This window comes from Salibacterium halotolerans, assembly GCF_900115625.1.
Taxonomy (GTDB): Bacteria; Bacillota; Bacilli; order Bacillales; family Marinococcaceae; genus Salibacterium; species Salibacterium halotolerans.
The window spans coordinates 1-24158 of sequence record NZ_FOXD01000035.1 but is presented as its reverse complement, the minus strand read 5'-3'; the positions used below and the strand labels follow the sequence as shown (position 1 = coordinate 24158).

The 24158-nt window shown below is 41.3% G+C and carries 25 protein-coding genes and 3 pseudogenes; 9 read left to right on the top strand and 19 right to left on the bottom strand.

Annotated features, from left to right (window positions below; all coding sequences use genetic code 11):
* Window positions 1–154: 154 nt before the first annotated feature.
* The 4 genes from BM124_RS17725 to BM124_RS17710 all read right to left on the bottom strand — a co-directional run bounded on the left by BM124_RS17725 (window position 155) and on the right by BM124_RS17710 (window position 3839).
* The gene (locus BM124_RS17725; protein ID WP_093339664.1) at window positions 155–847 is read right to left on the bottom strand and encodes an ABC transporter permease; all 693 of its coding nucleotides are present in this window, start codon (window positions 845–847) and stop codon (window positions 155–157) included.
* Window positions 847–1695, bottom strand: coding sequence for an ABC transporter ATP-binding protein (locus tag BM124_RS17720; protein WP_093339661.1), 849 nt, complete (start codon window positions 1693–1695; stop codon window positions 847–849). The genes BM124_RS17725 and BM124_RS17720 overlap by 1 nt, the downstream gene beginning before the upstream one ends.
* Before the next feature lie 164 nt (window positions 1696–1859).
* Window positions 1860–2804, bottom strand: coding sequence for a response regulator transcription factor (locus tag BM124_RS17715; protein WP_093339659.1), 945 nt, complete (start codon window positions 2802–2804; stop codon window positions 1860–1862).
* Between the two features lie 33 nt (window positions 2805–2837).
* Window positions 2838–3839 (bottom strand): helix-turn-helix transcriptional regulator, encoded by a 1002-nt coding sequence (locus BM124_RS17710; RefSeq protein WP_244504405.1) that lies wholly within the window; start codon window positions 3837–3839, stop codon window positions 2838–2840.
* 61 nt (window positions 3840–3900) lie between these two features.
* Here BM124_RS17710 and BM124_RS17705 point away from each other — a divergent pair, with 61 nt between their 5' ends.
* Entirely contained in the window at window positions 3901–4437 is a 537-nt protein-coding gene (locus BM124_RS17705; RefSeq protein ID WP_093339654.1) for a dihydrofolate reductase family protein, read from the top strand.
* 173 nt (window positions 4438–4610) lie between these two features.
* A complete protein-coding gene (locus BM124_RS17700) occupies window positions 4611–5552 on the top strand; it encodes a bile acid:sodium symporter family protein (RefSeq protein WP_093339651.1) in 942 nt (313 codons plus the stop codon).
* A 78-nt stretch (window positions 5553–5630) separates the two neighbouring features.
* On the opposite strand, the gene BM124_RS17695 is transcribed toward BM124_RS17700, so the two are convergent.
* The 5 genes and pseudogenes from BM124_RS17695 to BM124_RS17675 all read right to left on the bottom strand — a co-directional run bounded on the left by BM124_RS17695 (window position 5631) and on the right by BM124_RS17675 (window position 9917).
* Window positions 5631–6005 (bottom strand): DoxX family protein, encoded by a 375-nt coding sequence (locus BM124_RS17695; protein ID WP_093339648.1) that lies wholly within the window; start codon window positions 6003–6005, stop codon window positions 5631–5633.
* A 59-nt stretch (window positions 6006–6064) separates the two neighbouring features.
* Entirely contained in the window at window positions 6065–6415 is a 351-nt protein-coding gene (locus tag BM124_RS17690; protein ID WP_093339646.1) for a VOC family protein, read from the bottom strand.
* A pseudogene (locus BM124_RS17685) lies at window positions 6412–7029 on the bottom strand (GrpB family protein). Before BM124_RS17685 ends, BM124_RS17690 begins: the two are co-directional and overlap by 4 nt.
* A 376-nt stretch (window positions 7030–7405) precedes the next feature.
* Window positions 7406–8551: a glycerate kinase gene (locus tag BM124_RS17680; RefSeq protein ID WP_093339669.1), complete on the bottom strand. Its 1146-nt coding sequence runs from the start codon at window positions 8549–8551 to the stop codon at window positions 7406–7408.
* A 94-nt stretch (window positions 8552–8645) separates the two neighbouring features.
* A complete protein-coding gene (locus BM124_RS17675) occupies window positions 8646–9917 on the bottom strand; it encodes an SLC13 family permease (RefSeq protein ID WP_093339643.1) in 1272 nt (423 codons plus the stop codon).
* Window positions 9918–10132: 215 nt separating this feature from the next.
* On the opposite strand from BM124_RS17675, the gene BM124_RS17670 reads away from it, so the two are divergent.
* Both BM124_RS17670 and BM124_RS17665 read left to right on the top strand, forming a co-directional pair.
* The gene (locus BM124_RS17670) at window positions 10133–11230 is read left to right on the top strand and encodes a tartrate dehydrogenase (protein ID WP_093339641.1); all 1098 of its coding nucleotides are present in this window, start codon (window positions 10133–10135) and stop codon (window positions 11228–11230) included.
* Window positions 11231–11629: 399 nt separating this feature from the next.
* A complete protein-coding gene (locus tag BM124_RS17665; RefSeq protein WP_093339637.1) occupies window positions 11630–12358 on the top strand; it encodes a GntR family transcriptional regulator in 729 nt (242 codons plus the stop codon).
* 81 nt (window positions 12359–12439) lie between these two features.
* Here BM124_RS17665 and BM124_RS19785 read toward each other — a convergent pair.
* Window positions 12440–13099, bottom strand: a pseudogene (locus tag BM124_RS19785) (transposase).
* A 120-nt stretch (window positions 13100–13219) separates the two neighbouring features.
* Between BM124_RS19785 and BM124_RS17650 the strand changes: the two are divergent.
* From BM124_RS17650 to BM124_RS17640, 3 genes and pseudogenes are all read left to right on the top strand, one after another.
* Window positions 13220–13372 (top strand): annotated as a pseudogene (locus BM124_RS17650) (IS3 family transposase); the annotation flags it as partial.
* 117 nt (window positions 13373–13489) lie between these two features.
* Window positions 13490–14410: a LysR family transcriptional regulator gene (locus BM124_RS17645; protein WP_093339629.1), complete on the top strand. Its 921-nt coding sequence runs from the start codon at window positions 13490–13492 to the stop codon at window positions 14408–14410.
* Between the two features lie 94 nt (window positions 14411–14504).
* Complete coding sequence (locus BM124_RS17640) at window positions 14505–15557, top strand: homocysteine S-methyltransferase family protein (RefSeq protein ID WP_093339626.1); 1053 nt, start codon at window positions 14505–14507, stop codon at window positions 15555–15557.
* Between the two features lie 382 nt (window positions 15558–15939).
* On the opposite strand, the gene BM124_RS17630 is transcribed toward BM124_RS17640, so the two are convergent.
* The 3 genes from BM124_RS17630 to BM124_RS19090 form a co-directional block, all read right to left on the bottom strand.
* Window positions 15940–16134 (bottom strand): hypothetical protein, encoded by a 195-nt coding sequence (locus tag BM124_RS17630; protein WP_093339621.1) that lies wholly within the window; start codon window positions 16132–16134, stop codon window positions 15940–15942.
* A 353-nt stretch (window positions 16135–16487) separates the two neighbouring features.
* The gene (locus BM124_RS17625; protein WP_093339619.1) at window positions 16488–18077 is read right to left on the bottom strand and encodes an SIR2 family protein; all 1590 of its coding nucleotides are present in this window, start codon (window positions 18075–18077) and stop codon (window positions 16488–16490) included.
* Between the two features lie 156 nt (window positions 18078–18233).
* The gene (locus BM124_RS19090; RefSeq protein ID WP_170841220.1) at window positions 18234–18377 is read right to left on the bottom strand and encodes a hypothetical protein; all 144 of its coding nucleotides are present in this window, start codon (window positions 18375–18377) and stop codon (window positions 18234–18236) included.
* A gap of 109 nt (window positions 18378–18486) precedes the next feature.
* On the opposite strand from BM124_RS19090, the gene BM124_RS17620 reads away from it, so the two are divergent.
* Together BM124_RS17620 and BM124_RS17615 are read left to right on the top strand one after the other, a co-directional pair.
* Window positions 18487–18765: a YolD-like family protein gene (locus BM124_RS17620; protein WP_170841219.1), complete on the top strand. Its 279-nt coding sequence runs from the start codon at window positions 18487–18489 to the stop codon at window positions 18763–18765.
* A 99-nt stretch (window positions 18766–18864) separates the two neighbouring features.
* Window positions 18865–19290, top strand: a complete 426-nt coding sequence (locus BM124_RS17615) for a DUF2935 domain-containing protein (RefSeq protein ID WP_093339614.1) — start codon at window positions 18865–18867, stop codon at window positions 19288–19290.
* Window positions 19291–19627: 337 nt separating this feature from the next.
* On the opposite strand, the gene BM124_RS17610 is transcribed toward BM124_RS17615, so the two are convergent.
* The 6 genes from BM124_RS17610 to BM124_RS17580 form a co-directional block, all read right to left on the bottom strand.
* The gene (locus BM124_RS17610) at window positions 19628–20227 is read right to left on the bottom strand and encodes a GrpB family protein (RefSeq protein ID WP_244504404.1); all 600 of its coding nucleotides are present in this window, start codon (window positions 20225–20227) and stop codon (window positions 19628–19630) included.
* Window positions 20228–20453: 226 nt separating this feature from the next.
* Window positions 20454–21200, bottom strand: coding sequence for a hypothetical protein (locus BM124_RS17605; protein WP_244504403.1), 747 nt, complete (start codon window positions 21198–21200; stop codon window positions 20454–20456).
* Window positions 21201–21306: 106 nt separating this feature from the next.
* Window positions 21307–21750: an S-layer homology domain-containing protein gene (locus BM124_RS17600; RefSeq protein WP_170841218.1), complete on the bottom strand. Its 444-nt coding sequence runs from the start codon at window positions 21748–21750 to the stop codon at window positions 21307–21309.
* A gap of 67 nt (window positions 21751–21817) precedes the next feature.
* Window positions 21818–22021 carry a helix-turn-helix domain-containing protein gene (locus BM124_RS17595; protein ID WP_093339606.1) on the bottom strand — a complete coding sequence of 68 codons (204 nt, stop codon included), beginning with the start codon at window positions 22019–22021 and terminating at the stop codon, window positions 21818–21820.
* Window positions 22022–22290: 269 nt separating this feature from the next.
* Window positions 22291–22485 carry a hypothetical protein gene (locus tag BM124_RS17585; protein WP_093339601.1) on the bottom strand — a complete coding sequence of 65 codons (195 nt, stop codon included), beginning with the start codon at window positions 22483–22485 and terminating at the stop codon, window positions 22291–22293.
* 389 nt (window positions 22486–22874) lie between these two features.
* The gene (locus tag BM124_RS17580; RefSeq protein ID WP_093339599.1) at window positions 22875–23882 is read right to left on the bottom strand and encodes a PDDEXK family nuclease; all 1008 of its coding nucleotides are present in this window, start codon (window positions 23880–23882) and stop codon (window positions 22875–22877) included.
* Window positions 23883–24158: the final 276 nt, after the last annotated feature.

Here is a 24158-nt window from a genome sequence, read left to right as displayed (position 1 = left end):
CAGCTGTATAAGCTGGCTTTAAAAATACGTAAAAAACCATGGTCACCATCTGAAGATGGCGTCCATGGCTTTTTAGTTAAGGGCTTTTGATACAGCCCCTTTTATATACTTTTTCTACCTTTCTTTTTGACACTCCAACCTGAAATAGACTCGTTTAGTCATCGGTCATGACTTTACGGAAGCATACGAACGTGAACATTCCCGCGGCTGCCGCCCACAATGCTATCACTCCAAGCGGCGCCCACGTGCCGGCGCTTTGCAGTTCGATGGCCCGCATGAGAGGGAACATATCAGCAATGGTCATAACGACCGTGCCCTCTTCCATACCGAGGAGTGTAATCATTGGCGTAAAACCAAACAGAACCATAACGAGCATCAAGTATGCAGACGTTTCCGCCACTGATTTTGCAAATAATCCGACACCAATACCGAGCAGCAGAAAGAAGAGAAACAACAGGATAAGCCCCATGATTATTTTGAGTCTCAAGAAAGGCTCTATGCCGACAATCAACAGCGAAGCAGCAAGCGACAAGACAGTTACAAGTCCAGTAACCAAGCTTTTCCCGATAATGATATCCCATAACGTCGCCGGCGACTGTATCAATCCCCGCAGCGTATGTTTCTCGTTTTCTTCCGCCAGTATGGTCATGATGGAGCTGGACGTCACGACTGAAAATGTCATACCGACAATGAGATAATGCAGTGTAACAGGAAGTTCCCCATTACCGGACTGGTTGAAAAACAGTGCCATTAAAACAGGAGTCACTGGAAGCAGAGCGACCATCATGTTTTTCATGAAATCTTTCAGATCTTTTTCAAAAATCGCACTTATTCGTTGAATACGCATTATACCAGTTCCTTTCCCGTCACTTTTAGAAATATCTGCCCGAGCGTGGGATGATCCGTCTGCATTGTTTTAATGCTGCCGTCTTGGATCAACTGCTTGATGCGCTCGGCATTGTCCGGTTCATTCTCAATAACCAGCTGTTCGCCCGAGAACGTTTCGACGTGAAAAGCATGGGTGGAATAAGCGTAGCGAAGGGACGCGGGGCTGTCGACCTCCTGAAATTCTCCTTGATGCAAAAACGCCACACGGTCACATAATTCCGTTGCTTCCTCCATATTGTGTGTCGTCAAAACAATCGTCGTTCCAGCTTCATTCAGTTTCTGCAGCCCCCGGTGAATACGTGCCATGCTGGCAGGGTCGAGGGCGGATGTCGGTTCGTCCAGAAATACCAGTTCCGGTTTATGAATGAGTGCTTTTGCCAGCAGAATGCGCTGCTTCATTCCTTTGGAAAGCTTGGATACGGTTTTAACACCCTGGTCGTGCAGACCAATCTCACGCAGTATCACTTCAATTTGATTCATGGGGGTATCATACAGCTTACAAAATAATGTGAGATTGTCATAAACGGTTAACCGCTCATACAATGCGCTGTTATCTGACAATATGCCGATTTTTGTTTTGAAATCAGAGGTTCCCAGCTTTTCGTAACTAGTGCCGAGCACCTTCACATCCCCCGCACTTGGTGACAATTCCCCGGTCAGCATTTTCACGATCGTTGTTTTACCGGATCCGCTTGGACCGAGCAGCCCGAAAATCTCTCCCTGTTTCACTTGAAAATCGACATGGTGCACAGCCGTACTCCTGCCGAAAATTTTCCGCAATCCTTTCACATCTACCGCATGATTCATGAAAAAACCTCCTTTGGTCAACTGCTTTCATCCTAACCGTTTGACCGGAAGGCGGCAGCCTTACAGCAGTGAATCGTACCGCCGGAAACGTGAAATGTACCGGGTACAGGATGAAATATAGTACAAGAAAACCCGGGGGATCGCTTCTTTTACCCGAATGGTACTTACCGGAGGCTGAATTTGTCCTGAATATCGTGAAGTTTTGTCCGGGAAAGTGGAATGGTGGACTGAGTCTTGTTGTCCATTCGTAACGAGTACGCGTTTTTTGACCATGTAATGATTTCCCGTACTTTCTGAAGGTTTACGATATAAGAGCGGTGACAGCGGTAGAAGCCGTACACTTCCAGCTTGCTGCCGGCTTCTGTCAGCGTAGAATCCATCGTATAAGATTCTTCATTAATAACAATCTCCGCTTTGCCGTCCCGGCTTTCTATGTAGTCGATCTCCGGCGGGTCAAACAATATCATTTTGTCTCCCACCTTTGCCGGAATTTTAAATAGATTGGCTGTAGCGGGAGCACCGTTATGTTCCGATTCAGAAGCCGATTCCTCCTGCGTTTCCACTTCCTGCAGGCCGTTTTGATTCAACTTATAGGCCACATCCCCAAGTAGCACAGCGTGCTCCATGTTGGATACCAGAACAAGGACAGGAACGGACTCTTCCTTTAAATTGTGAAGCATGTGGAGAAACGTATTCGTGGTTCTAATGTCTACGCCGTGTACAGGCTCACGGAAAACCATCTCCCGCCCGCCGCTCATATAATATTTCGCAAAATGAATCCGGCGCATATCAGATACCGAACAGTGTTCCAGCGTCTGCCCGGCACAGCTCTGCAGATCAAACTGTACAAGTACCTCCGGCAGCGGCACCCGGCACCCAAACCATTTATGATAAAAAGAAACATTGTCTTCGACCGTAAGACGGGTGTAAAGTCCTTCCATGTGATCAAAAACAGGAAGGCCGTAATGACCGCGGAGAACCTGCAGCAGTGCCGTCTGTGTATCCGAATCACTATGCAACGCCGCTGCATGGGAATCCTCAATAGTGAGCGAAAACAACGGAAGCGTATCATGGACGGCATCTTCTTGATTTACTGTAAAATGTGACATTTCTACATCCTTTCCTAAGGTAATAAAGACCTTTTAGTCTCTATTGTAAAAATCAATAACAGACATGGCTGACGATACAATTTTGTCTGTCAGACTTTTTGGTGAAACAACTTTCATTTTGTTTGCAAATCCCAATATATACTCTGCAGCCTCCAGCTCATTATGAAATCTTAAAGTGGCTGCTATCCATTTATCACCGCGTGGTTTTTCTGTATTTATTACTTGGACAAACTTAGCTGTAAACTTCATTCTGTTCATTATTTCCGGATGTATTTCCACCTCTACATCATATGTTGGGAGGTTCTGTACAAACTCTGCTTTTGATTGTTCCCAGTATGCGCCCAGATTGAAATGGACCGGCCTTTTAAACGTTTCGTTTATAACCTTTGCATGATGTATGCGGGACACCCTGTAATTACGCATCATATCGTTTCTTGATGCCACAAGGTACCATGTATTCCCTTTTGCCACCAATCCTAATGGTTCCACCAGCCTTTCTTTTTGCTCTCCATCCGCCTGTTCGTAGTTAATGTTCAGCCGTTTACTATCCCAAACTGCCTGCAGCACCGTATGAAGAGCATCCGCATTTTCTCTGGATTGCTTCCAGGTTCCCGAATCTATATGTATTCGTTCCCACATGGCTTGTACTTCGTCGCGGTAAGCCGCCGGAACAGCTTCAACTAATTTGTGTCTCGTATCCAGCGGAGTATTATTTAATCCTAAATCTTCAAGTAATTCTTCAGACGGGAAAAGAAATAAAGACTTCATGTCATCCAGGCTTAATCCGCTTAATTTGCTCCGAAAGTTGTCTAATAAACGCCACCCTCCTTCTTTCCCCCTTTCCGAAACAACGGGGATTCCTGCATTCGTTAATGCGTCCATATCTCTAAGGATGGTTCTATCTGAAACTTCCAATTCACTGGACAATTCCTTTGCGGTCATTTTCCCTTTGTTTTGTAAAAGTATCATGATATTCATTAATCTATCTGCTCTCATAGTATCAACCTTTAATTGAGAAAAAATTGTAACTAACACGACAAAAGATGTCGTGTTTTTATTATATACTTGTAGTAACAGTAAAGAAAGGGGCGTTATCATGAATCAAAAACGATCTGTAGTGTTATTCATTGCGGCGAGTTTGGATGGATTTATTGCTGCGAAAAATGAATCTCTTGAATGGCTGTTCAAGGTTGAAGGAGAAGGGGATAACGGCTTTGCAGCGTTTTATGAAACAGTGGATACCATTTTGATGGGAAAAAGAACGTATGATTGGGTAATGAAACAGGATTTTAAAGAGTTCCCATATAAAAATAAGGAATGCTATGTGTTTACAAGCTCTCCCCATGAAAATACCGGGAATGTGCAGTTTGTTCATGATGACATAAATAATTTTGTAAACAAGCTTAAAATCAATAACGGTAAGAACATCTGGGTAGTCGGTGGAGGCGAACTGTTACATTCTTTTATTCAGGAGGGCTTAGTGGATGAATTCATTATAACCATTGCACCAACTATAATTGGCAGCGGGATCCCACTATTCAAAGAAGGAAATCACCAATTAGGCCTTTCTCTGATAGAATCAAAGACGTTTAATCAATTTATTACGTTGCATTATCAAGTTAAAAACAAATAATCCAGTTCAATCCCACTTGGGGGTGATAAATTATACCAATTCAAAACCATTAAGCAGAGTAGGGAAAATTCTCACCTCTATCATCACTTATTACGCTGATTCCTCTTCACAAACCTGGAGTCCATCGCTTAGCATAAGAAGGTGCTTATTATTACGTAAAAAGGAGTCTTTCCATGAACACCGTCCGACATATCAGCTCGTTTATGAGCCGGTATTTTGCTCTTATTGTTATTCTTGTATCCATCGCAGCCTATTTCGCACCGAATGCCTTCGTATGGCTCGGGTCATATGTGACGATTCTTCTCGGCATTATTATGTTCGGCATGGGCATGACGATGAAGCTTCGTGATTTCCGCATCGTGGCGAAGCAGCCCGTCCCCGTCGTCATCGGGCTGCTTGCGCAGTTCCTGATCATGCCGCTCGCCGCGTTTGCCATCGCAACCGTAATGGGTCTCCCGCCGGAACTTGCGGCAGGGCTTGTCCTCGTCGGCGCGTGTCCCGGCGGTACCGCCTCCAACGTCATGGTATATCTCTCCAATGGGGACGTACCTGTATCGGTCGCGATGACGTCGGTATCCACCATGCTCGCGCCGATTCTGACACCGCTGATCGTCTACCTGCTTGCCAACCAGTGGCTTCCGGTAGGCGCCGGGGATATGTTCCTCTCCATCGTGCAGGTTATTATTATTCCAATAGCGCTTGGGCTGCTGGCGGCAAAATTCCTGCCGGGCTTTACTGAAAAAGAACAGGCCGTGCTCCCGCTCGTTTCCATTACGGCCATTATCCTCATCGTAGCCGCTGTCGTCGCCGGCAATGTCGAAAATATCGCAACGTCGGGACTCGCTGTGTTTGCCGCTGTCGTACTGCATAACGGCATCGGGCTCGCGCTCGGTTATCTGGCAGCGAAATGGACCGGGCTCGATGAAACCAAACGCCGGGCGGTATCAATCGAAACGGGCATGCAGAACTCCGGGCTCGGCGCAACACTCGCCACCGCCCACTTCAGTCCGCTCGCCGCCCTGCCAAGCGCCATTTTCTCAATCTGGCACAACATCTCCGGTCCGATACTCGTCTCCTACTGGAGTACACGCGGAAAGAACAAGAAGAAAGAATAGCCAAAAAAGCTGCCCTGTTCCTATGGAGCGGGGCAGCTTTTTAATCTTAATACTTTCAATTGGAAAAATGGATACAACCTATCCATTCTCTTTTCTCCCTAAGGTTAACGCTCCAATAATCAGTGGAATCTGCAGCGGCAGACGCAGCCACAACAGCCAGGGACTTATCGGTCTATCCGGCGAGAATGATATTTTTTTCACGGCCATATACACATTGGCCGGAAACACGGCAATCATAAAGAAAGCCAGGAGCTTTCCTGTAAGACGCTGCCCTTTTTTCACCCAGAGCAATAAGGAAAATATCATTTCCATCACACCGGTGAGGAGTACAATGCCCCGCCGAAAAGGCAGAACCTTTGGAACAATACGCCGGAATCCCTGCTCGTGTACAAAATGCAGGAAACCCGCTCCAAACAAAACCATCGAATACAACGTGCGGAAGAACACTTTCATATGTGGGCCACCTTTGCTGTCTTTCTTTTTCTGACAATACTTTAAACCTTTATCATGTTTTAAAGGTGGATAAGAATATTAACGAGTCTGCCGAATGGATCTTTTACAAAAAAACGCCGTACGCCCCACGGTTCTTCCACCGGCCCGTATTCCACCGAAATGCCAGCTTCCTTCATGCGGGTAACCGCTTCGTCGAGATCGTCCACCTCAATAGAAAGGTCAGGCACAGGTGTCCCGGACCCACCTTCGGATAGAAAGTTAATCTGCGTATCCATTTTCTCATGCGAACCGTACGTCGCAATAAACCCCATATCCATCAACTGATCAAGTCCGAGCAGTTCCCCGTAAAAATACCCGGCTTCAGCAACCTCCTGTGTCTCCACATTGGCAACGATTCGTTTTACCTTCATTCCTTCACCTTCCCTCTATTTCCAACGACAAACTCCTCCGCCCGTTCCATGATTTCCTGGACAACTGAATCTTTGGCATCGGCATAGTGCTGTACATGCCGCCATTAACGTTGAGACAACTGACGCTTAACAGAAGCATATAAATCTCGGTCAGATGCATCAGCTCGAAGCCAATCCCGAAACATCAACATTCTTTCAACCTCATGTACCCCTTTACTGAACACGTGTAAATGAATATCAGTATCGGGACCTTTGAACATACGGTGCTCAAACCACTCAGGCTCCCGGATACGCAGCGTGTAGCCTGCCTGCTCCAAGTCCGGAAGGTAGGTCATCTCGTCAGCAGCATCATGTACAACCAAAACTATATCTATGATCGGCTTGGCACACAATCCCGGCACAGATGTCGAGCCAACATGCTCCACTTGCAGCCCCGTTTCGCCAAGTACAGAGCGTATCCGGGCGGCCTCCCGTTCAAACAGCGCAGGCCACCGCGGATTATATTCATGAAGAATGATGGGTGCATGGTGAGGGTTACGTTCTCCAACCGTAACCTTTTGAAGATCTTTATCACTTTTAAGTGTAGTATTCAAATAATCCTGTCCCCGTGACAATTGATCTACCTCCCTCGCTATAATTTTTGCTTATCAGTGTTTGAATATGCCACAGACCGTGCTTTCTGATGCGCTGCACTTGCGGGCGAACCCCGAATTGTTCAACTCCGCTTCTTTTAAGTCACGAATTATCCATATAATTTCTCCATTTACTCACTTTTCATTTCCTGCAGACCAGTATACATCGTTTCTTTTAGTATAATTGGTCTAAGGAAAAATAATAACGAAATCTGGCGAGATAATTTTAATCTCTTCAAATCACTGATATTACATAATATCTTGAAATAAAAAATCGTTTGTTCGTCAACTAAGCCTCTGTGGTGCGTAAACCTCAAAATTTTAATGTTTACATTCGTACGAATTCCGAGCATCAAGATTAATAATTATAAGCTAACGATAATAACCTGAAAATTTGTTCTGTCTGCTTTTCAATTAAATCGCTTCCCTCGCTCATCGCATCCCGCAAAGTCATAGGTCCGTTTGTAATACTAAATACTGCGGACAATCCCCTGTTATATAAGGTCGTCAACTCACCATCAACATTTCCGGACAGAGCCACAGTGGGCAGGCTGTATCGCTTTGCGACTTCTGCCAATCCTGCTACTACTTTTCCGGAAGCGGTCTGACTATCAATTTTTCCTTCTCCAGTTAATAGTAAATCGAAAGTTTCCTGCTGAATAAATTCCTCAAGTTGAACAGCCTCCATCACTAATTGGATTCCCGGCTTCAACTCTGCATTCAGAAATCCCATTAATCCTCCCGCAGCACCGCCTGCCGCTCCCGCTCCCGGAACGTGATGAACGGATTGCCGGGTTTTCTGTTCTATACAGTTTGCAAATACCATCATTGCATTGTCTAACTCTTGTACCATTTCAGAGTTTGCTCCTTTTTGAGGACCAAATATGGCGGCAGCGCCGTTTGAACCGACAAAAGGATTATTTACATCACAGGCAATCTGAAAAAATGCTTCTTGTACTTTCGGGGAAACCTGCGAATCGTCAATAAAGTGTAAATTTTTTAATCCGATGCCTCCTGGTTTTATTGTATCTCCATTTTTGTCTACCAACCTGTATCCAAGTGCTTTCAAAATACCAGAGCCACCATCATTTGTCGCACTGCCTCCAAGACAAATAATAAAATTACGAACTCCTTCATTTAAAGCGTGCATGATAAGTTGACCTGTGCCATATGTTGATGCAGAATAGGGGTCTAATTCGTTTTCTGTAAGTATATTTAATCCAGAGGCTGAAGACAATTCAATCACCGCAGTTTTATTGTCCTTTGTAATACCATATTGCGCACTAACAGATCGTCCTAGTGGATCTTCTACCTTACACTCATAATATGAGCCACTTGTTGCTTCAACCAGACTGTCCATAGTCCCCTCCCCACCATCTGCAATCGGAATAAGCTCTACATCCGCTCCTATTCGAACTTTTCGAATTCCCCGTTTCATAGCTGAAGCGACCTCCTTCGCAGTCAAACTTCCTTTAAATGAATCTGGTGCAATAAGTACTTTCATAGACTTTTTCCCTTTCATAGGTTAAAATTCGGTATCCAAACTAAAATTAATCTCCTCAAAATTTAAGAACGAGATGTAAAAAAAATTATCCTTTCTAGTAAAAAGGAAACATAAGAGGTAATAAAATCATGGCTACTATAATTAAAACAACAATTAAAGGCGCCCCTGCTTTCACATAATCTTTAAATTTGAAACCACCTAAACCATAAACCATTGTGTTTGCCGGCATTCCAATTGGTGTTACAAAAGCTAAAGACCCTCCAATGACTGTAGCCATAAGAACCGCTTTGGGGTCTGCCCCAATACCATTAGCAATAGAAAGGCTTATTGGAACCAAAAGAGCTGTTGTTGCAGTATTTGACATGAAATTTGTCATTAATGCTGAAAGGGTCAATATTACAAATAATAAAATATACGGCGATGGACTACTGCCCAAAGATGCTATTAATATATCTGCTATTAACGCTCCTGAACCAGATTTCTCTATTCCTTTCGCTAAAGCAAGTGAACCTACAAATAGTAGAATCGTATTCATATCTATTGATCTTATTGCATTTTTATTTGAAATAACCCCAGTTGCCACTAAAATTAATGCTCCTGTCCATGCAGAAACATGTAGTTCTACGCCAATCTGTTCCTCAAATACCATCGCTAGAACAGTTAACACAAGTACGGACACTGCCATAATCTGTTTCCATTGTGGTACATCCGAGTAATCAACAGTTTGATTGAAAACAGAGTTTGTATCCAGAGAATCATCTTCCTGTTTCGGAAGAAACCTATATCCATATAAACTAAAATATAAAATTCCAATAACCAGCATGGGTAATCCTATCTTTGCATACTCAAAAAACCCATAACTTCCACCCACATTATTAAGCGCAGACTGAGCTATTAGATTACCTGGAGCACCAATTAAACTAAGGTTTCCTCCCATAGCTGCTGCTAATACTAACGGTAAAAGTAACCTTTTGCGCGCAAATCCTGATTTGACAGCTAAACCAATAACCACTGGTATTAAAACAGCTGCAGTTCCGGTATTAGAAAGAAGTCCGGACATTAATCCTGTAATAATCATAACAGCAACAATTAATTGTCTTTCTGTTTTCGCAAATTTAGTAACAAACCCTCCTACTTTCTGAGCCATCCCAGTATCAAAAAAAGCAGCACCTACAATAAACATAGCCATAAAAAGAAGAACATTTCCATCCACAAAACCGGCAAAAGCCTCTGCAGGTTCTAGAACACCGGTTAATGTAAGTCCAATCGCGACAATCATCGCTGTAATCGCCAACGGTATTTTCTCCCATGCAAACATAACGATAGCGAATATTAGAAAAATTAAAGTGATAACTTCAGAGCTCATAATACCGCTTCTCCTCCTTCTTTTTAAATAAAGGAAAGCCCTTTTATTTTTGTTTTTTTTGAAAACGCTTTAGTGATATTGATATTACTTTAACGTATACATTATGTCAAACAAAAATCAATAATTTGATTTAAAAAAGAATATTAAACATTAAATTGACTTTTATGTATACATTAATTATAATGTGATTACATTGCACAGAAGGAGGAAAATGTATGGAAAATAAACAGCACTTTAAACTTGCAGTCATTCCAGGTGACGGGATAGGAAAAGAAGTGATTAATGAGGGTATTCGTGTGTTAGAATTTTTATCCACTCAATCAAATAGTAAATTCACTTTTGAAACCGATTACTTTCCTTGGGGTTGTGAATATTACTTAGAAAACGGAAAAATGATGGCTGATGATGGATTAGAGAAAATAGAAGATCATGATGCGATTTATTTCGGAGCAGTTGGCTTCCCGGGTGTACCCGATCATATCAGTCTATGGGGGTTACGAATAGCTATTTGTCAAAATTTTGATCAATGGGCAAATATTCGACCTGTAGAGTTTTTACCAGGCGTAAAGAGCAAGCTGAATCACCCCGAAAAAGAGAAGTTAAATTGGGTATTGATACGTGAAAATACGGAAGGCGAATATTCAGGTATCGGCGGAAGAAACTTTACAGGCAGAGGTGCTCGGAAAGAGGTTGCAGTACAATCTTCCTTATTTACGGAAGAGGGATGTGAACGTGTTATACGATATGCGTTTGAAACAGCTCTAAAAAGAGATCGAAAGAAAGTAACAAGTGTGACGAAAAGCAACGCCCAGCAATATGGTATGGTGCTTTGGGATGAAGTTTTCGCTCGAGTAAGCAAGGAATATCCTGATGTAGAAACAGATCAATGGCTTGTTGATGCTATGGCGGCTAATTTTGTTCTACGCCCGGAAGAGCTGGAAGTAGTGGTGGCCTCAAACCTATTAGCAGATATTTTATCAGACCTCGGAAGTGCGTTAGCAGGAAGTTTGGGGATTGCGGCAAGTGCAAATTTAAATCCGGATCGAAGATTTCCAAGTATGTTCGAGGCTGTACATGGTTCTGCACCAGATATAGCTGGTGAAGGCATAGCTAATCCAATCGGTGCTATCGGAAGTGCAGCTTTAATGTTAGAGCATCTAGGCTTAAAGGAAGAAGCAGTCCTTGTTAACCAAGCCATTAAAGATGCAACGCAATCGGGATTTTTAACAGCAGATATAGGCGGGAATACTTCTACGAAAGAAATGACAGACTCTATTTTACAACAATTATCAAACATTTATGAAAAAGCTTAATATAATAGCATAATTATATTTGAATAATTTTTAAATAGACATCTTTCTGGTATTATAAAGATAACTACTTACCAAGAAGGGTGTCTATTTTGTAATATCTGGATAGAACTTATTTAATAACTTTTTAAATTTTCCAATCTCCACTATACTTTGGCCACCTTTAGCACCTTACATCTAGAAGTCTCACCCCAGGAACAACATAATAAATTATATATGGTTATGTTCATTGGAATCCGGGTTAAGTTTGTGCAGTAAATGTTGAAATCATCTATACACTTTTTGTTACATTAGATGTGTTGTTTCAATTGAATACAAACGGTTATTTATATTTAAAGTAAATTGCTAACAATAAAAGTTATTATTTTAAAGGTTTTATAGAGCAAATGGAGGTTCTTTTTTATGTCCAGCAAAGATCAAATTGATTCAAAGAACAGTGCCGACTATTTAAAAAAGGATTTATCTGAAATCATGCATTATATTGAAGAACCTCGGTTACCACAACGAGCTTATCATATTATCCGAACTGCTATTAAAAACTTAAAGCTTGCTCCCGGGAAAACATTTTTAGAACGCGAAATAGCGGAAATATTAGAGATGAGTCGAACACCAGTTAGAGAGGCGTTAGTTCGTTTACAGACTGAAGGAATAATTACGTTAGTGCCGAGACGAGGATTTATTATTAACCCAATAAAAAAAGACGATTTAAAAGAAATCTACGAAGTTACGGAAAGTTTAGATGGTCTGGCAGTCGAGTTAGCCACAAATAAAATAACACACGATGAATTACAACATTTAAAAGAACTGATTGTACAACAACAAAAGTGTTTAAGTGAGAATAATCTATATCAATGGTCATTATTAGATGATCAATTTCATGCAGATATTATTAAGTACGCCAATAATAATCGTTTGAATAATATTATTGATATTCATTCTGATCAACTTCACCGTGCGCGACTATATACAATTAATGATAGACCAGTTCCATATCGCTCTGTCACTGAACATCAGGCGATAATTACATGCATAGAAGCGCAAAACGGAGAAGCCGCGAGGCTTGCTATGCAATCACACCGTAAACGTGCTTTATGGGAGATTTCAGAAGCTTTAGATAACATGGAGCTTTAGGATTTTTAGAATTTCTTTAAAATAATTTTTTCACTTTAAACTAATAAACCTCACCTGTTGATTATCCACCATTTAACATATTTATCCCGTGAGACTGCCTTCACCTTTTAGGGAAGCAGCCATTTCACTCAGCCAGTCGATCGGTAGATTTTGAGCTGGAAAATGGCGTGTGAAGGAGATAAAGGACAGCGCTTCCATCACCTCTCCTTTGGAGGTACGCTGATATAACCAACGCAGCAGAACATAAGTAATCAAGGCTGCATAAAGCTGATTAAATACGGCGTTCGGCGTCATTCCAAACAACGTCGGAATGTTCAAATACTGCTTGATCCATCAGAACACCACGCGGTGCCGCTGCTTCGGACGGACGATTTCGACATTTTCTTTCATCCGGATGACAAAGGACTGCTCCATTGCCAAAAACGAATCCATGCGCTGGATCTTAAAATAGGCGCGATCTTCCACAAGGATGGAATCCCTATGATTCAACGATGGGCCATGTTTTCGATCCCCGGTCTCCTCCACCTGAAGCGGCATTCCTGTAGAAGGCGTATAGGCCACATGAATCTTTACACCAGAACGTTTGCTGTGATAAAGCGCCCAGGGGATCCGGTTTTCCCCAACGGTGATCATGGTGGGATCGATATAACCGACGGTTTCTAAGAGCTCCTGCAGCCTATCATCGAGATTTCGTTTTTGGAGTAAGTTCGGGAATGTGATACGATGATTCAAGAGTGACATCCTTTATGGTGTGTTGTGTTGCAACTCCCTTCTAGCTAAGGATGTCTATTTTTATATACATTTTTATGGATATTTATGTAAAATAAACAGACGTGGTTTTATACATTTTCCTCTTGCCAAATACAGTTTAAGACCATCAAAACGAAGTTTGTCCACGGTTCTAGCTTCCCTAACCAATACGAACTTGACCTTGAACTATTTGATGACGTTCATTGGTTAAATCATATTCGTATTCATGGACCACTAGAGTACTCAAAACCGGCTGAACACAAGTCTAAGCACCTTTATAAATATTTGTCCAGTTTAGTGTTGACATACCAACATGCTGGAATTGAATGGAGAAGAGTGAAGTCTACGCACTGTCTCAAAATAAAGGAAGGAGGAGTTTACGTGACATTGCAGCAATTGAGATATGTGATTGAAGTGGCGAAGCAGCGATCGATTAGTAAAGCTGCGCATCGATTGTTTATTAGTCAGCCGAGTCTGTCGAATGCGATTAAAGAATTGGAGAATGAACTGGGGATTGCAATTTTTTCTCGTACGAATAAGGGGATTGTTATTACGTCAGAGGGTTCGGATTTTTTAGGTTACGCCAGGCAGGTAATTGAACAGACAGACTTGCTTGAAAACCGCTATGCCAATGCGGCTCAACCCCCGCAGCAGCATTTCTCTGTATCTGCCCAGCATTATGCCTTTGCGGTCAGTGCGTTTGTGAAGCTGTTGAAAAATTATAATCGGGATGAATATGAGTTTACGTTACGAGAGACGAGGACGTATGAAATCATTGATGATGTAAAAAACCTTCGTAGTGAAATTGGGATTTTGTATGTAAATGATTTTAACCAACAGGTCATTCGGAAGTTTCTGAGAGAAGGAAATTTAACGTTTCATGAGCTGTTTCAGGCCAGGCCGCATGTGTTCATCAGTTCAACGAATCCACTCGCGGCCGAGAAGTATGTTACCTTAGCTGATTTGGATCCTTATCCGTATTTGTCATTTGAACAAGGGGACTATAATTCGTTTCATTTTTCCGAGGAGATATTGAGCACCATCTCAAGGCGCAAAAATATTCGTGTCAGTGACCGGGCCACGTTGTTTAACCTGCTGATAGGATTGAATGGATACACGATTTCCACAGGGATAATCAGTTATGATATCAACGACGATGATATTGTGGCGGTGCCGCTTAAGGTGGATGAGAGCATTACAGTCGGTTATATTCAACATAAGAATGTGGCAAACAGCCCGCTGGCAACGATCTATATCAATTTCTTAAAGGAAACGATTGCCGAAGAAGTCACTTTGCTATAGGTTGAAGTTATGACAAAGCATAGAATTTACGTGTTATGCTATACCATTATTCAATGCTACACTGACCCTGCATTACTAAAGGAGAGGGTTAGCAGTGGGAAAAAGAAGTTTAGAACAAAGATTAAACGAAGGTACAGTCGTTGCAGCCGAAGGATATTTATTTGAAATGGAGCGCAGAGGTTATTTACAGGCAGGATCGTTTGTACCAGAAGTAGCGCTGGAGCACCCGGAGGTTTTAAAGCAGGTATATCGGGACTACATGAATGCCGGTTCAGATGTGGTTTTAGCTTTCACCTATAATGCCCACCGTGAAAAAATGAGAATTATAGGGAAAGAACATTTACATGAGCCGTTAAACCGGAGTGCGATTCGTTTGGCGAAGGAAGTGGCGAAAGAACATCCTACAGAAGAAGCGTTAGTTGCAGGCAACATTTCGAATACGAATATTTTTGATCCGGAAGATGCTGATTCTGCGGAAGAAGTAAGAAGTATATTTGCAGAAATGGCCGAATGGTGCAAAGAAGAAGGCGTCGATTTTATAAACGGGGAAACTTTTTATTACCATGAAGAGGCCGTTATTGCGCTGGAGGAAATTCAAAAGCAGGGTCTGCCGGCAGTCGTTACGTTAGGGCTGATGGGCGAAAATATACTGCGGGATGGTTATACCGTGGAAGAATCCTGCAAAATTCTTTCCGAAAAAGGTGCGTTAGTGGTTGGGATGAACTGTTTCCGCGGACCAGATACGATGCAGCCATACCTGAAGGGAATTAGGAATGAGGTAGAAGGACATGTCGGTGGACTGCCCATTCCATATCGCACGACAGAAGAACACCCGACGTTCTTCAACCTGCCTGATGGAGGATGCAGTTGTTCCCTGCCGACCGAAACCACGTTCCCGACATCCTTAGACCCGCTTTATCACAATCGGTACGAATTAGCAGAATGGGCGAAAGAAGCAAAAGATATTGGTATTAATTATATTGGTCTTTGCTGCGGGGCCTCCCCTGCGATGATCAGAGCAATAGCAGAAGCGGTAGGATACGAAACCATTAATTCCAACTATTCACCGGATATGGAGAAACACTTCTTATTCGGGAAAGATGAAACGCTGAAGGATCATAATCTAAACTACAGTAAAAAAGCATAAGTCCTAAGGGGATCATGGAAAGAGGATAAGCAGGAAAGCGATAATAAATATGGCTTTAACCAAGCGCTTCTTATTTGAACAAGATGGATGTATTCTTCATTAACTGAAGCTGCATCCATTTTTAAGACTGGTAAGGTCTCCGCAAAAGCTGGTACAAAAGATTGCATACGTGGTCGTACTCATATTGCGGTTTACTATCTTTTGAAGAGTGGAATCAGCAACCTTTCCGCCTTTGGATGTTCCGAATCTAATCTTCGTGCAACAGCATCGGCATCGATATTATTATCAATACCGATCTTGTCGATGATTAAATTGCGAAACGTACTTTTTCCACTACCGTTATTCCCTGCAAACACCAAGAATATTGGTCTACGCGAATTCATTAAGTTTTCCCGTCATTATGAAACGGAATAATTTTGCCGTCAGGAAATTCTTTTACCAGTTCTCCGTTCTGCTCATATATTATATACGTGTAGTTAACTTTGGCATCTATTCTTGCCCGTTCACCGGTCATCGCCGCCCATTTATCAACCCAGCCGTATTTTCGTTTGGATTCTACGTTTTGCCGTTCCCTCACAAGCCTCACCTCCTTAGGCAACCAACATAGAAGGCCTGCCGTTACCTACATTTTTAGAATGCCATAAACACCATTGCGGCGACAAAGGAATTTGAATGGATTGGCTCGAGCTTCAATGTTGCTAAAAACAATGTCATACAGGCGTTTTTACGCTATTAGTAAAAAGGTCAAGGCTAAACGAGACCAGAGCGTTGTGACCAATTTCGTGACCAAAAAACCTTTTTAAATAATTAAAGGTGCAAGGTTGACTTTTACCATGTATACACATATAATTAGAAACATATTATAAGAAACACAGTAACTCCACAAAGCTCAGGCTATAAAAGCGTGAATCCTTTGTGGGGTTACTTTTTTTATGAGTATTTATAAAAGTCATACAAAGATATCAGCCTTCTTAGATCACTTTGATGGTTGGGATTATACGTTACATAATGTTTATATTCTTCTTGTAAGAATTTTTTAACTTCATCTAAGTCTAAATTATCAATGTTTTTAATGACATACAGATATTTTTTTCGATAATGCTCTTTGTATGCTTGAGGCATATCATTGATTGAAGTTCCTTCAGTAACGTGATCTAAAGAGTTGATCAAATTTTTATTCAAATAATCGTTTTTGGCGTTTCGTTTATCTACATACTCTTTAACCCTTGGACATTCATCCAAAATCTCTTTTGATACATCTTTTAGATATTTGTGTATAGGTAATATCCTTTTCACCTTTAAATAGGACCCTTCGTATGTTTCCTTTACAATCCTCTCACTATCTATGCCTTTGTTATTAAATAACACATCTTCTAAGATATCTTCAATTGGCCTCAAATTATACCCATAGGTTTGATGTATTTCTTTAACATCACCAATCGCTACGGCAAATTTTTGATCATCATCGTTTAGTTTACTAACGTCATCTATCAAAATAGTAGATATGTCAGCTTTCTCTTTTGTTTCAACCGAATCAACTATTATATCTTTTAGTATTCTTTTAACTCGTTTCACTGTACTGATATTCATTGCCGGAGTTAAATTTGATAATTGCTTATACACCTTTAAATAATTGTCAGTGCTAATAACAGTTATAGGGAAAACAGTTTGGTGCTTGTCATAAGAAATCGCTTTAAAAAGATACTCTCTCTCTAATAAATCTTCTCTTCCTTTGTCATGTTCTATCAAATAAAAATGATCTTTCAATTGTTCAAGTTGCTTATGAGAGAGGCAATTAACAAGATCCGTTAAAGTTTGTTGGATGTTTGGATCATCAACAGAATAACCTATAAAAATTACAGGGTTTTCAGTGATCAATGTTAAAAGTTTTGCACTAAAGAGCTTTGCAGTTTCTTTAAAATTATTGTAATCACTTCTAGTGATGATGATATCTTTAGAGTGAGTTATGCTCCCGTGAATTTTGTATAATTCTCCTAATTCCATGGAATCAGGGTTAAAAAGCTGCGGCTGACCAACAAATACGCTTTCTTCGGGAAGACTGAATAAAGATTCTATTAAGCCATCATAATTTGTAGTAACTATAGACATAATTTTATTTTTTAATTCTTTGAATGCTTTAATTTCCTCTGTCATTTCTTTAGGTATAGACAGCCCTTCTAACATAAAAGCTACACATCTTCTAAAAGGATTTATATCTTCATCAAGCCAAGTATCAAACTCTTCTGACAATTGTTCGGAATAAAACCATTCATTAAACTCATTTTCAATTTCTTCGGCAATCAATCCATTGGCTTCACCGTTAGAAATATCTTTATTCTCAGGTTTGTTTCTTATTTTTAAACTTAGTTTTTTAAAGTCATTTTCTGACTTACCCATAAACATATAAACTTTTATCAATAGTGTTTGCCAATCTGGTGCATTTAAGTATCGTCGGCTGAATCCTGAACCTATAAATAATACGGGGAGTTTGTTCCCAGCTGTAAGATTTTCTAATGACATAGCTACCTCCAAAGGGTTACTTCTATACTATTATCTTACATTACAAACCTTTACACAAGAAAAAAGCCGGAAATAGCTATCTGCCTAAACTATCGTTTTATTATTATCGAGGATAACAGATAAGATATTAGATTTCTTAAGCGATCTTGCTGCCTTTCAATAGTGACACCACACCAGCACATCTTTTTTATTTAACTTATGCACCGTAACAATGCGCTGGCTTAACATTCCATCTTTCGCTTCATAAATCATCTGAACCCGTTCCTTTGTGTCTGCTGCCCTAACCAGTACACCTTCCATCATGAAGCCTCCCCGTTCGTTTTCTTTTATTATATACGAACGTTTGCTTCAATTCAATACTTATATGGAACATTTGTTCGTTTTATGCTATGGGAACAGGAGGGATACTATGGCGAATAAACTGACACCCGGCTCCAATATGCGCTGGGAATCGATGCGGATGATTCTGCCTGAATGGAGAGAACAATGGCTGCGGCATCAACAGGAACAGAAGAAGTCCAAAAAGCCCGTTCTCGATGAACAGCAGTGGGAGGAATTTGAGTGGATATTGAATGAGGCTATGAGGAAGAACGCTGAGCTTGTGTTCACTTATTGGGAAGATGGTTATTTTTATAACGTGGCGGCTGGTGTCATCACATCAATACAAATCAGCAGCAGTTCCACGTAAAGGATCAGTTTTCTTTTAGGAACTTCTCTGTTTAGGTTCTTATTCCATGTCCTTCGAATAAATTTTAATGGAGAAATGAAAACAATGGAGGGTTAATTCATGCAGTATTACTATGGTAACCAGATGCCTTTGCGTGTCCTGGATGAGGCTGAGTTTTGGAAACATCAAGAAGAAGAACATACTGTTGTCATTAGAGAGCTTGTAGGAGGTCTTGAACAAGAATATGTAGAGGCATTAAAGAAATGGGAAAAAGAGTTTGCTGCTGCACATCATCAAGTCATAAGGTATATTGAAACAGTAAACCGTTCAAATGGATATGTCTCTCAGGCCCTCTACCAAGATATTTTGAAGCTAACTTCCTTTTGTATGCAGCAGAGTGAAAAGTTTATTACCTTTTGTCGCACAATAATGGCAGAAAGTGAACCTATTAGTGCCAATCCAACAGCACAGGTTGTATTGAACCACATTATTGTTGAATCAGAGTACTTTATTGGAGTTGCTCAAACGATCTTATATCAACAGTAAACCTTGAACAGCATTCTATACATCTAACTAATAAAACCACGGACATTTTCGTACACAAAAATAAATAGCACTTAATATGGTTCTAAGTCAAATGCCGGGGTGGTGGATGTCGGCTTCCGCTTTGGCTTGTTCAACGCAGGAACGAAATCGTTCTTTCAACTGGAAAGCATCCGTCAGCTCATGGGATCCACTATAAATTCCAGTGCTTTTTCTCCCTCGGGGTTTCGAGGCGTTTGTGAAAGACATGCTTTATCCATTTATTCTTCTTGTAGTCGTAGTTTTGGAAGTCATTCTGGACATTTCGTCGAATCAAATCCAAGGCCCGATAAATACAGCGCTAGAAATTCTCCCCAAAATCCTCCGCCCGTTCCATAATTTCCTGAACAACTGAATCTTTGGCATCGGCATAGTGCTGTACATGCCGCCATTTACGTTGAGCCAATTGACGCTTAACACAAGCATATAATTCCCGGTCAGACGTATCAACTCGAAGCCAATCCCGAAACGTCAACATTCTTTCAACCTCAGATACACCTTTATTGAACACGTGTACATGAACATCTGTATCGGGTCCTTTGAACATACGGTGCTCAAACCACTCAGGCTCCCGGATACGCAGTGTGTAACCTGCCTGCTCCAAGTCCGGCGCGTAGGTCATTTCGTCAACAGCATCATCTACAACCAAAACTATATCTATAATCGGCTTGGCACACAATCCCGGCACAGACGTCGAGCCAATATGCTCTATTTGCAGCGCCGTATCACCAAGTACCGAACGTATACGGCCAGCTTCCCGTTCAAACAACGCAGGCCACCGTGGATTATATTCATGAAGAATGATGGGTGCATGGTGAGGGGTACGTTCTCCAACCGTAACCTTTTGAAGATCTTCATCACTTTTACATGCTGCATTCAAATAATACTGCCCCTGTGACAACTCATCCACCTCCTTCGCTGTACTTGCGAACGAAAACCATATTGCTGCCTTTCGTTTCTTTTAGTATAACTGGTAAAAGAGAAATAGTAACGAAAAAGTGTTCAATCTTATCAAGCAAAGAGTGTCAGGTCTAATCTAGCAATTACATCACACCACTGAGGAGGACGATGATAGCGATATAAATAAGGTAACGCATAAAATAAGAGAGCTCTTGAGAACCCTCTTATTAATCTCTGGGGTAGCCTTCTCCTACTATACCCATATAGTCGTAACCGTACATGCCATCATCATTTTCTCTTATTCCTGTAACGTTTGGAAGGGTTTCATAACCCACAAGTGATGTAAGAGTGCTTCCTCCTAGGTTGGCAACAACTACTTCACTAGGCTGAATGACTACCAGCTTATTATCAAAAATCTCTACACCTGTTACCTCCCCAGTGTACACCGTTTCTGTTTCACCACTAAGAAGGTCATACGTTTTCACACTGCTTCCATCTGTATAGTACACCTTTGAGCCAGTATAATCTGTATTGCCATCTGTAAGCTCTGTAACTGTGCTTGTTTCTCCTTCACTCTTTGCCATCAAGGTGTTTCCATCTGTGTAGTACAGCTTATCATTAAAATGATACTGATTGGAATGGGCTGTTTCATCAATCTGGTTAAACTCTCCATCTTGGAAAGAATATACTTGTTTATCTTGACTGTTGTTCTCCACATGAACATGAATGGAATCTCCTACAACCTGAAGGTGTTTGTTATTGTCCAACTTCATATTTTCCCCTTCAAGGGTGTAACTTTCCACTTCTTCATATTCCCCCTTATCATTTTTCTTGTAAACTTTCAACGTTTCGTGGCTTTCTCCTGCTCCATAAAGCTTGCCCTCATAAGTCACATATTCTCCGTAATCACCAGCCAGTGGCTCTACAGGTTCTCTCTCTGAATTGTCGTTACTGGCTCGGTTGAGAAATGTCACAAACTGCGCTCTGGTTGTTTCCTCAGAGGGTGCAAACGTACCGTCACCTTTGCCTCCTGTGATGCCACTGTGAGCCAGCGCACTTATACCGCTGAAGCTCCAGTAGTCAGTCGGTGAAGTAGTAATTCTGGTTGGCTTCCAAGTTGTACGCTCTGCTGAGGATAGCAGACATCTGCGCTCTGGTGACTGGCTCATAAGGTCTGAAGTTCCCTTCAGAGTCGCCACCAATGATGCCGGTTCTCTCCATAACAGAGACAACACCCTTGCTTGGGAAATCTGCTGGTATATCATTAAAGTTGTGGGTCGTATTCTGCGCTTCCAGGCCCAGCTCCTCCGCAATCATAGCACCAGCCTGAATCCGTTTGACGGGCTCGCCGGGTTTAAATGTGCCATCTGGAAAACCACTCATGATTCCTCTCTCAGACAGGGCGCTGATAGATTCCTGAGCCCAGTAGTCCTCTGAAACGTCCGGGAACGACTCAGCGGAAGCTGTAGAGGTTGCCAGCAGAGAAGCGGAAAGAACCGCTCCTGTAAGTAATGATTTTTTCATATGTTTCCCTCCTGAAAGATTACCGTTCTCAAGTCTACAAGAAATACCTTCCAGAGCATAGAGAGAATTAGTCAGGAATAACCTCAATAAGCTTACTAATGTCATCCTCCTCGAAGTATTCCATGATGGTTTCCAGCACCCGGAGGTTCACCTTATCAGAGCGTTTCATAGATGAAAGCGTGTCAGCCCTGATCCCTGTTTCCTCACAAAGGTGCTTTTGCGTGACTCCCTGCTCCTGAAGGTAATGATCCAGTGTTAATTTTAAGTGCATTATAGCTCGCTTTCTTTTCAGTTATAACGCTATTATACAACCGAAAAGAAGGGCATCAATAATACGTCACGTTCAGCCGCCTTTCCAGCTTCACATAAGTGTGGGCTGTTTTCTTTCGTACACCGAGAAGGTCACCTCAAGGGTGTCAATGGCTATATTGCCCTCGGTTATCGACTCCTCATACAGCCAGCTGGCGAATGTTCTCAGAAGCTTTACTTTTGTGTTCACCGTAGAGAGCAAGTTTTCTCTTGCCAAATACAGCGAATCCATTAAGCTTCCCCATCATTATGGAACGGAATAATTTTACCGTCAGGAAATTCTTTTACAAGCTGCCCGTGCTGCTCATATATTATATACGTGTTGTTAGCTTTGGCATCTATTCTTGCTCGTTCTCCGGTCATCGCCACCCATTTATCAACCCAGCCGTATTTTCGTTTGGATTCTACGTTTTGCCGTTCCCTCATAAGAATCACTGCCTTTGTTTCATTATATCAGATAACTCGTTTCACTATACTTTTTGCCGGCTTTGAAAACGTTGATATGATGTAATACGCCTAAGATTTTTCATTTTACTCGCCTTTCGTTTCCACCAGGCCAGCATTTATCGTTCCTTTTGGTATAGCTGGTCAGAGAAGAGTTAGTAACGAAAAAGTGTTCAATCTTATCAAGCAAAACGTGTTAACTCTAATCTAGCAGTTACACACAGCCCTGTTGAATACAGAACCGTGGCAGCCCAGGTGTTTTTTCTTGTTTCGTTTCACTGGGTCAGTGCATTTTAAAGTGGGGATTATTTGACACTTACGCTAGTTAAAACTCTTGATTGAAGCTGTATGGTGAACTTTTTAAGCATGTATTACTCATTCATCTCCGCTATTTCGTAACCCAATTCCCTTGCGTTTTTCACAAAATTTTCAATATTACCTTTGCCCCACTGGTTGGAAACTGCATATGTCGAACCGTTTATTATAATGAGTTCATCTTCGTTTAAAAAGTGTCTATTCTTTTGTTGTCTTTCGTATACGTCTAAAGCTTCTTTATATGGAACAAACATAGCACCATTCTTCCTTAGTTCGTTCGGAAAAGCTGCCAATAAATCATCCAATGTATCAGGTTCATTATCATTAACCCATGTATGAACTACTGCCAACACAAGTTTTCTTTTATTGTACAAAGTATTATTAAAACGATACTTCGTATAGTCACGAGAGGATTGTCGTGCTTGTCTTTTCTCTTTAGATTTTTCCCGCAGCCTCACTTGGTATTCTTCTGCTTCAGGCAATGGAATAACCTGTTGAACATCAATTAGTATGCTTCCATTAAAAATGTAAGGCTGCATACGTACACAACGAATATCCAAATTTCTCTCATTCAGCCACATAACCGTTGTCGTTATTTCTTTCGAAAAGTTCGATGACACCAGTATTATTCTTACATCTAACGCAAATTCCTCTTCCCTGGGTTCCTCCCATTCTAAAAATTCCAGAAGCTTATCTTCTCCACTCTCTTGAATACCTTGCTGCTCTAAATATTTTTCATATATTTCTATGATTCTTTCATATGTAAGCGTCGAGATCATAGCAGAATACCTCATGGCCTGCAATTCCATGTGTTCCCCTGTATCATCTCTTTTTAGTTCAATAACTACTAAATTAGCATTTTTATCAATGGCCAATAAGTCAATTCTTCTTCTGCTTTCATCCCATTCAGAAAACTCTTCTGCTATTACCAAACACTCCGGAGCTATTACACTTATCTTTTCTTTTAATGCGGTTTGCAAGTGCTGCCTTTCTAATATTCCTTCTGCATGAAAAGAAGTGCTTTCTATTTCATCGATATGTGCATCATTATATTTGTAAAGCATCCTGCTCCTCCCCTCTCCCATTTATATATGTAGTATAGCATGAATGAAATTATAAGTTGCATACTCTTTCCTTCTCTAGTTTATTTTTAAATATTAATTTCGTCCCCAATCCGTAGCCAAAACCCCCTGTACTACTAAAAAATGCCCTAAACTGTACCAGTCTAAGACATAATAAAAGGGGCTGTATCAAAAGCCCTTAACTAAAAAGCCATGGACGCCATCTTCAGATGGTGACCATGGTTTTTTACGTATTTTTAAAGCCAGCTTATACAGCTG

Excerpts from the sequence above, each read along its gene's own strand:
- BM124_RS17695 (WP_093339648.1), bottom strand. The coding sequence starts at position 6,005 with ATGAAAGTGTTCTTCCGCACGTTGTATTCGATGGTTTTGTTTGGAGCG.
- BM124_RS17725 (WP_093339664.1), bottom strand. The coding sequence starts at position 847 with ATGCGTATTCAACGAATAAGTGCGATTTTTGAAAAAGATCTGAAAGAT.
- BM124_RS17690 (WP_093339646.1), bottom strand. The coding sequence starts at position 6,415 with ATGAAGGTAAAACGAATCGTTGCCAATGTGGAGACACAGGAGGTTGCT.
- BM124_RS17670 (WP_093339641.1), top strand. The coding sequence starts at position 10,133 with ATGGAAAATAAACAGCACTTTAAACTTGCAGTCATTCCAGGTGACGGG.
- BM124_RS17585 (WP_093339601.1), bottom strand. The coding sequence starts at position 22,485 with ATGAGGGAACGGCAAAACGTAGAATCCAAACGAAAATACGGCTGGGTT.
- BM124_RS17705 (WP_093339654.1), top strand. The coding sequence starts at position 3,901 with ATGAATCAAAAACGATCTGTAGTGTTATTCATTGCGGCGAGTTTGGAT.
- BM124_RS17620 (WP_170841219.1), top strand. The coding sequence starts at position 18,487 with ATGGCGAATAAACTGACACCCGGCTCCAATATGCGCTGGGAATCGATG.
- BM124_RS17600 (WP_170841218.1), bottom strand. The coding sequence starts at position 21,750 with ATGAAAAAATCATTACTTACAGGAGCGGTTCTTTCCGCTTCTCTGCTG.
- BM124_RS17715 (WP_093339659.1), bottom strand. The coding sequence starts at position 2,804 with ATGTCACATTTTACAGTAAATCAAGAAGATGCCGTCCATGATACGCTT.
- BM124_RS17665 (WP_093339637.1), top strand. The coding sequence starts at position 11,630 with ATGTCCAGCAAAGATCAAATTGATTCAAAGAACAGTGCCGACTATTTA.
- BM124_RS17615 (WP_093339614.1), top strand. The coding sequence starts at position 18,865 with ATGCAGTATTACTATGGTAACCAGATGCCTTTGCGTGTCCTGGATGAG.
- BM124_RS17595 (WP_093339606.1), bottom strand. The coding sequence starts at position 22,021 with ATGCACTTAAAATTAACACTGGATCATTACCTTCAGGAGCAGGGAGTC.
- BM124_RS17675 (WP_093339643.1), bottom strand. The coding sequence starts at position 9,917 with ATGAGCTCTGAAGTTATCACTTTAATTTTTCTAATATTCGCTATCGTT.
- BM124_RS17580 (WP_093339599.1), bottom strand. The coding sequence starts at position 23,882 with ATGCTTTACAAATATAATGATGCACATATCGATGAAATAGAAAGCACT.
- BM124_RS17625 (WP_093339619.1), bottom strand. The coding sequence starts at position 18,077 with ATGTCATTAGAAAATCTTACAGCTGGGAACAAACTCCCCGTATTATTT.
- BM124_RS17680 (WP_093339669.1), bottom strand. The coding sequence starts at position 8,551 with ATGAAAGTACTTATTGCACCAGATTCATTTAAAGGAAGTTTGACTGCG.
- BM124_RS17720 (WP_093339661.1), bottom strand. The coding sequence starts at position 1,695 with ATGAATCATGCGGTAGATGTGAAAGGATTGCGGAAAATTTTCGGCAGG.
- BM124_RS19090 (WP_170841220.1), bottom strand. The coding sequence starts at position 18,377 with ATGGAAGGTGTACTGGTTAGGGCAGCAGACACAAAGGAACGGGTTCAG.
- BM124_RS17700 (WP_093339651.1), top strand. The coding sequence starts at position 4,611 with ATGAACACCGTCCGACATATCAGCTCGTTTATGAGCCGGTATTTTGCT.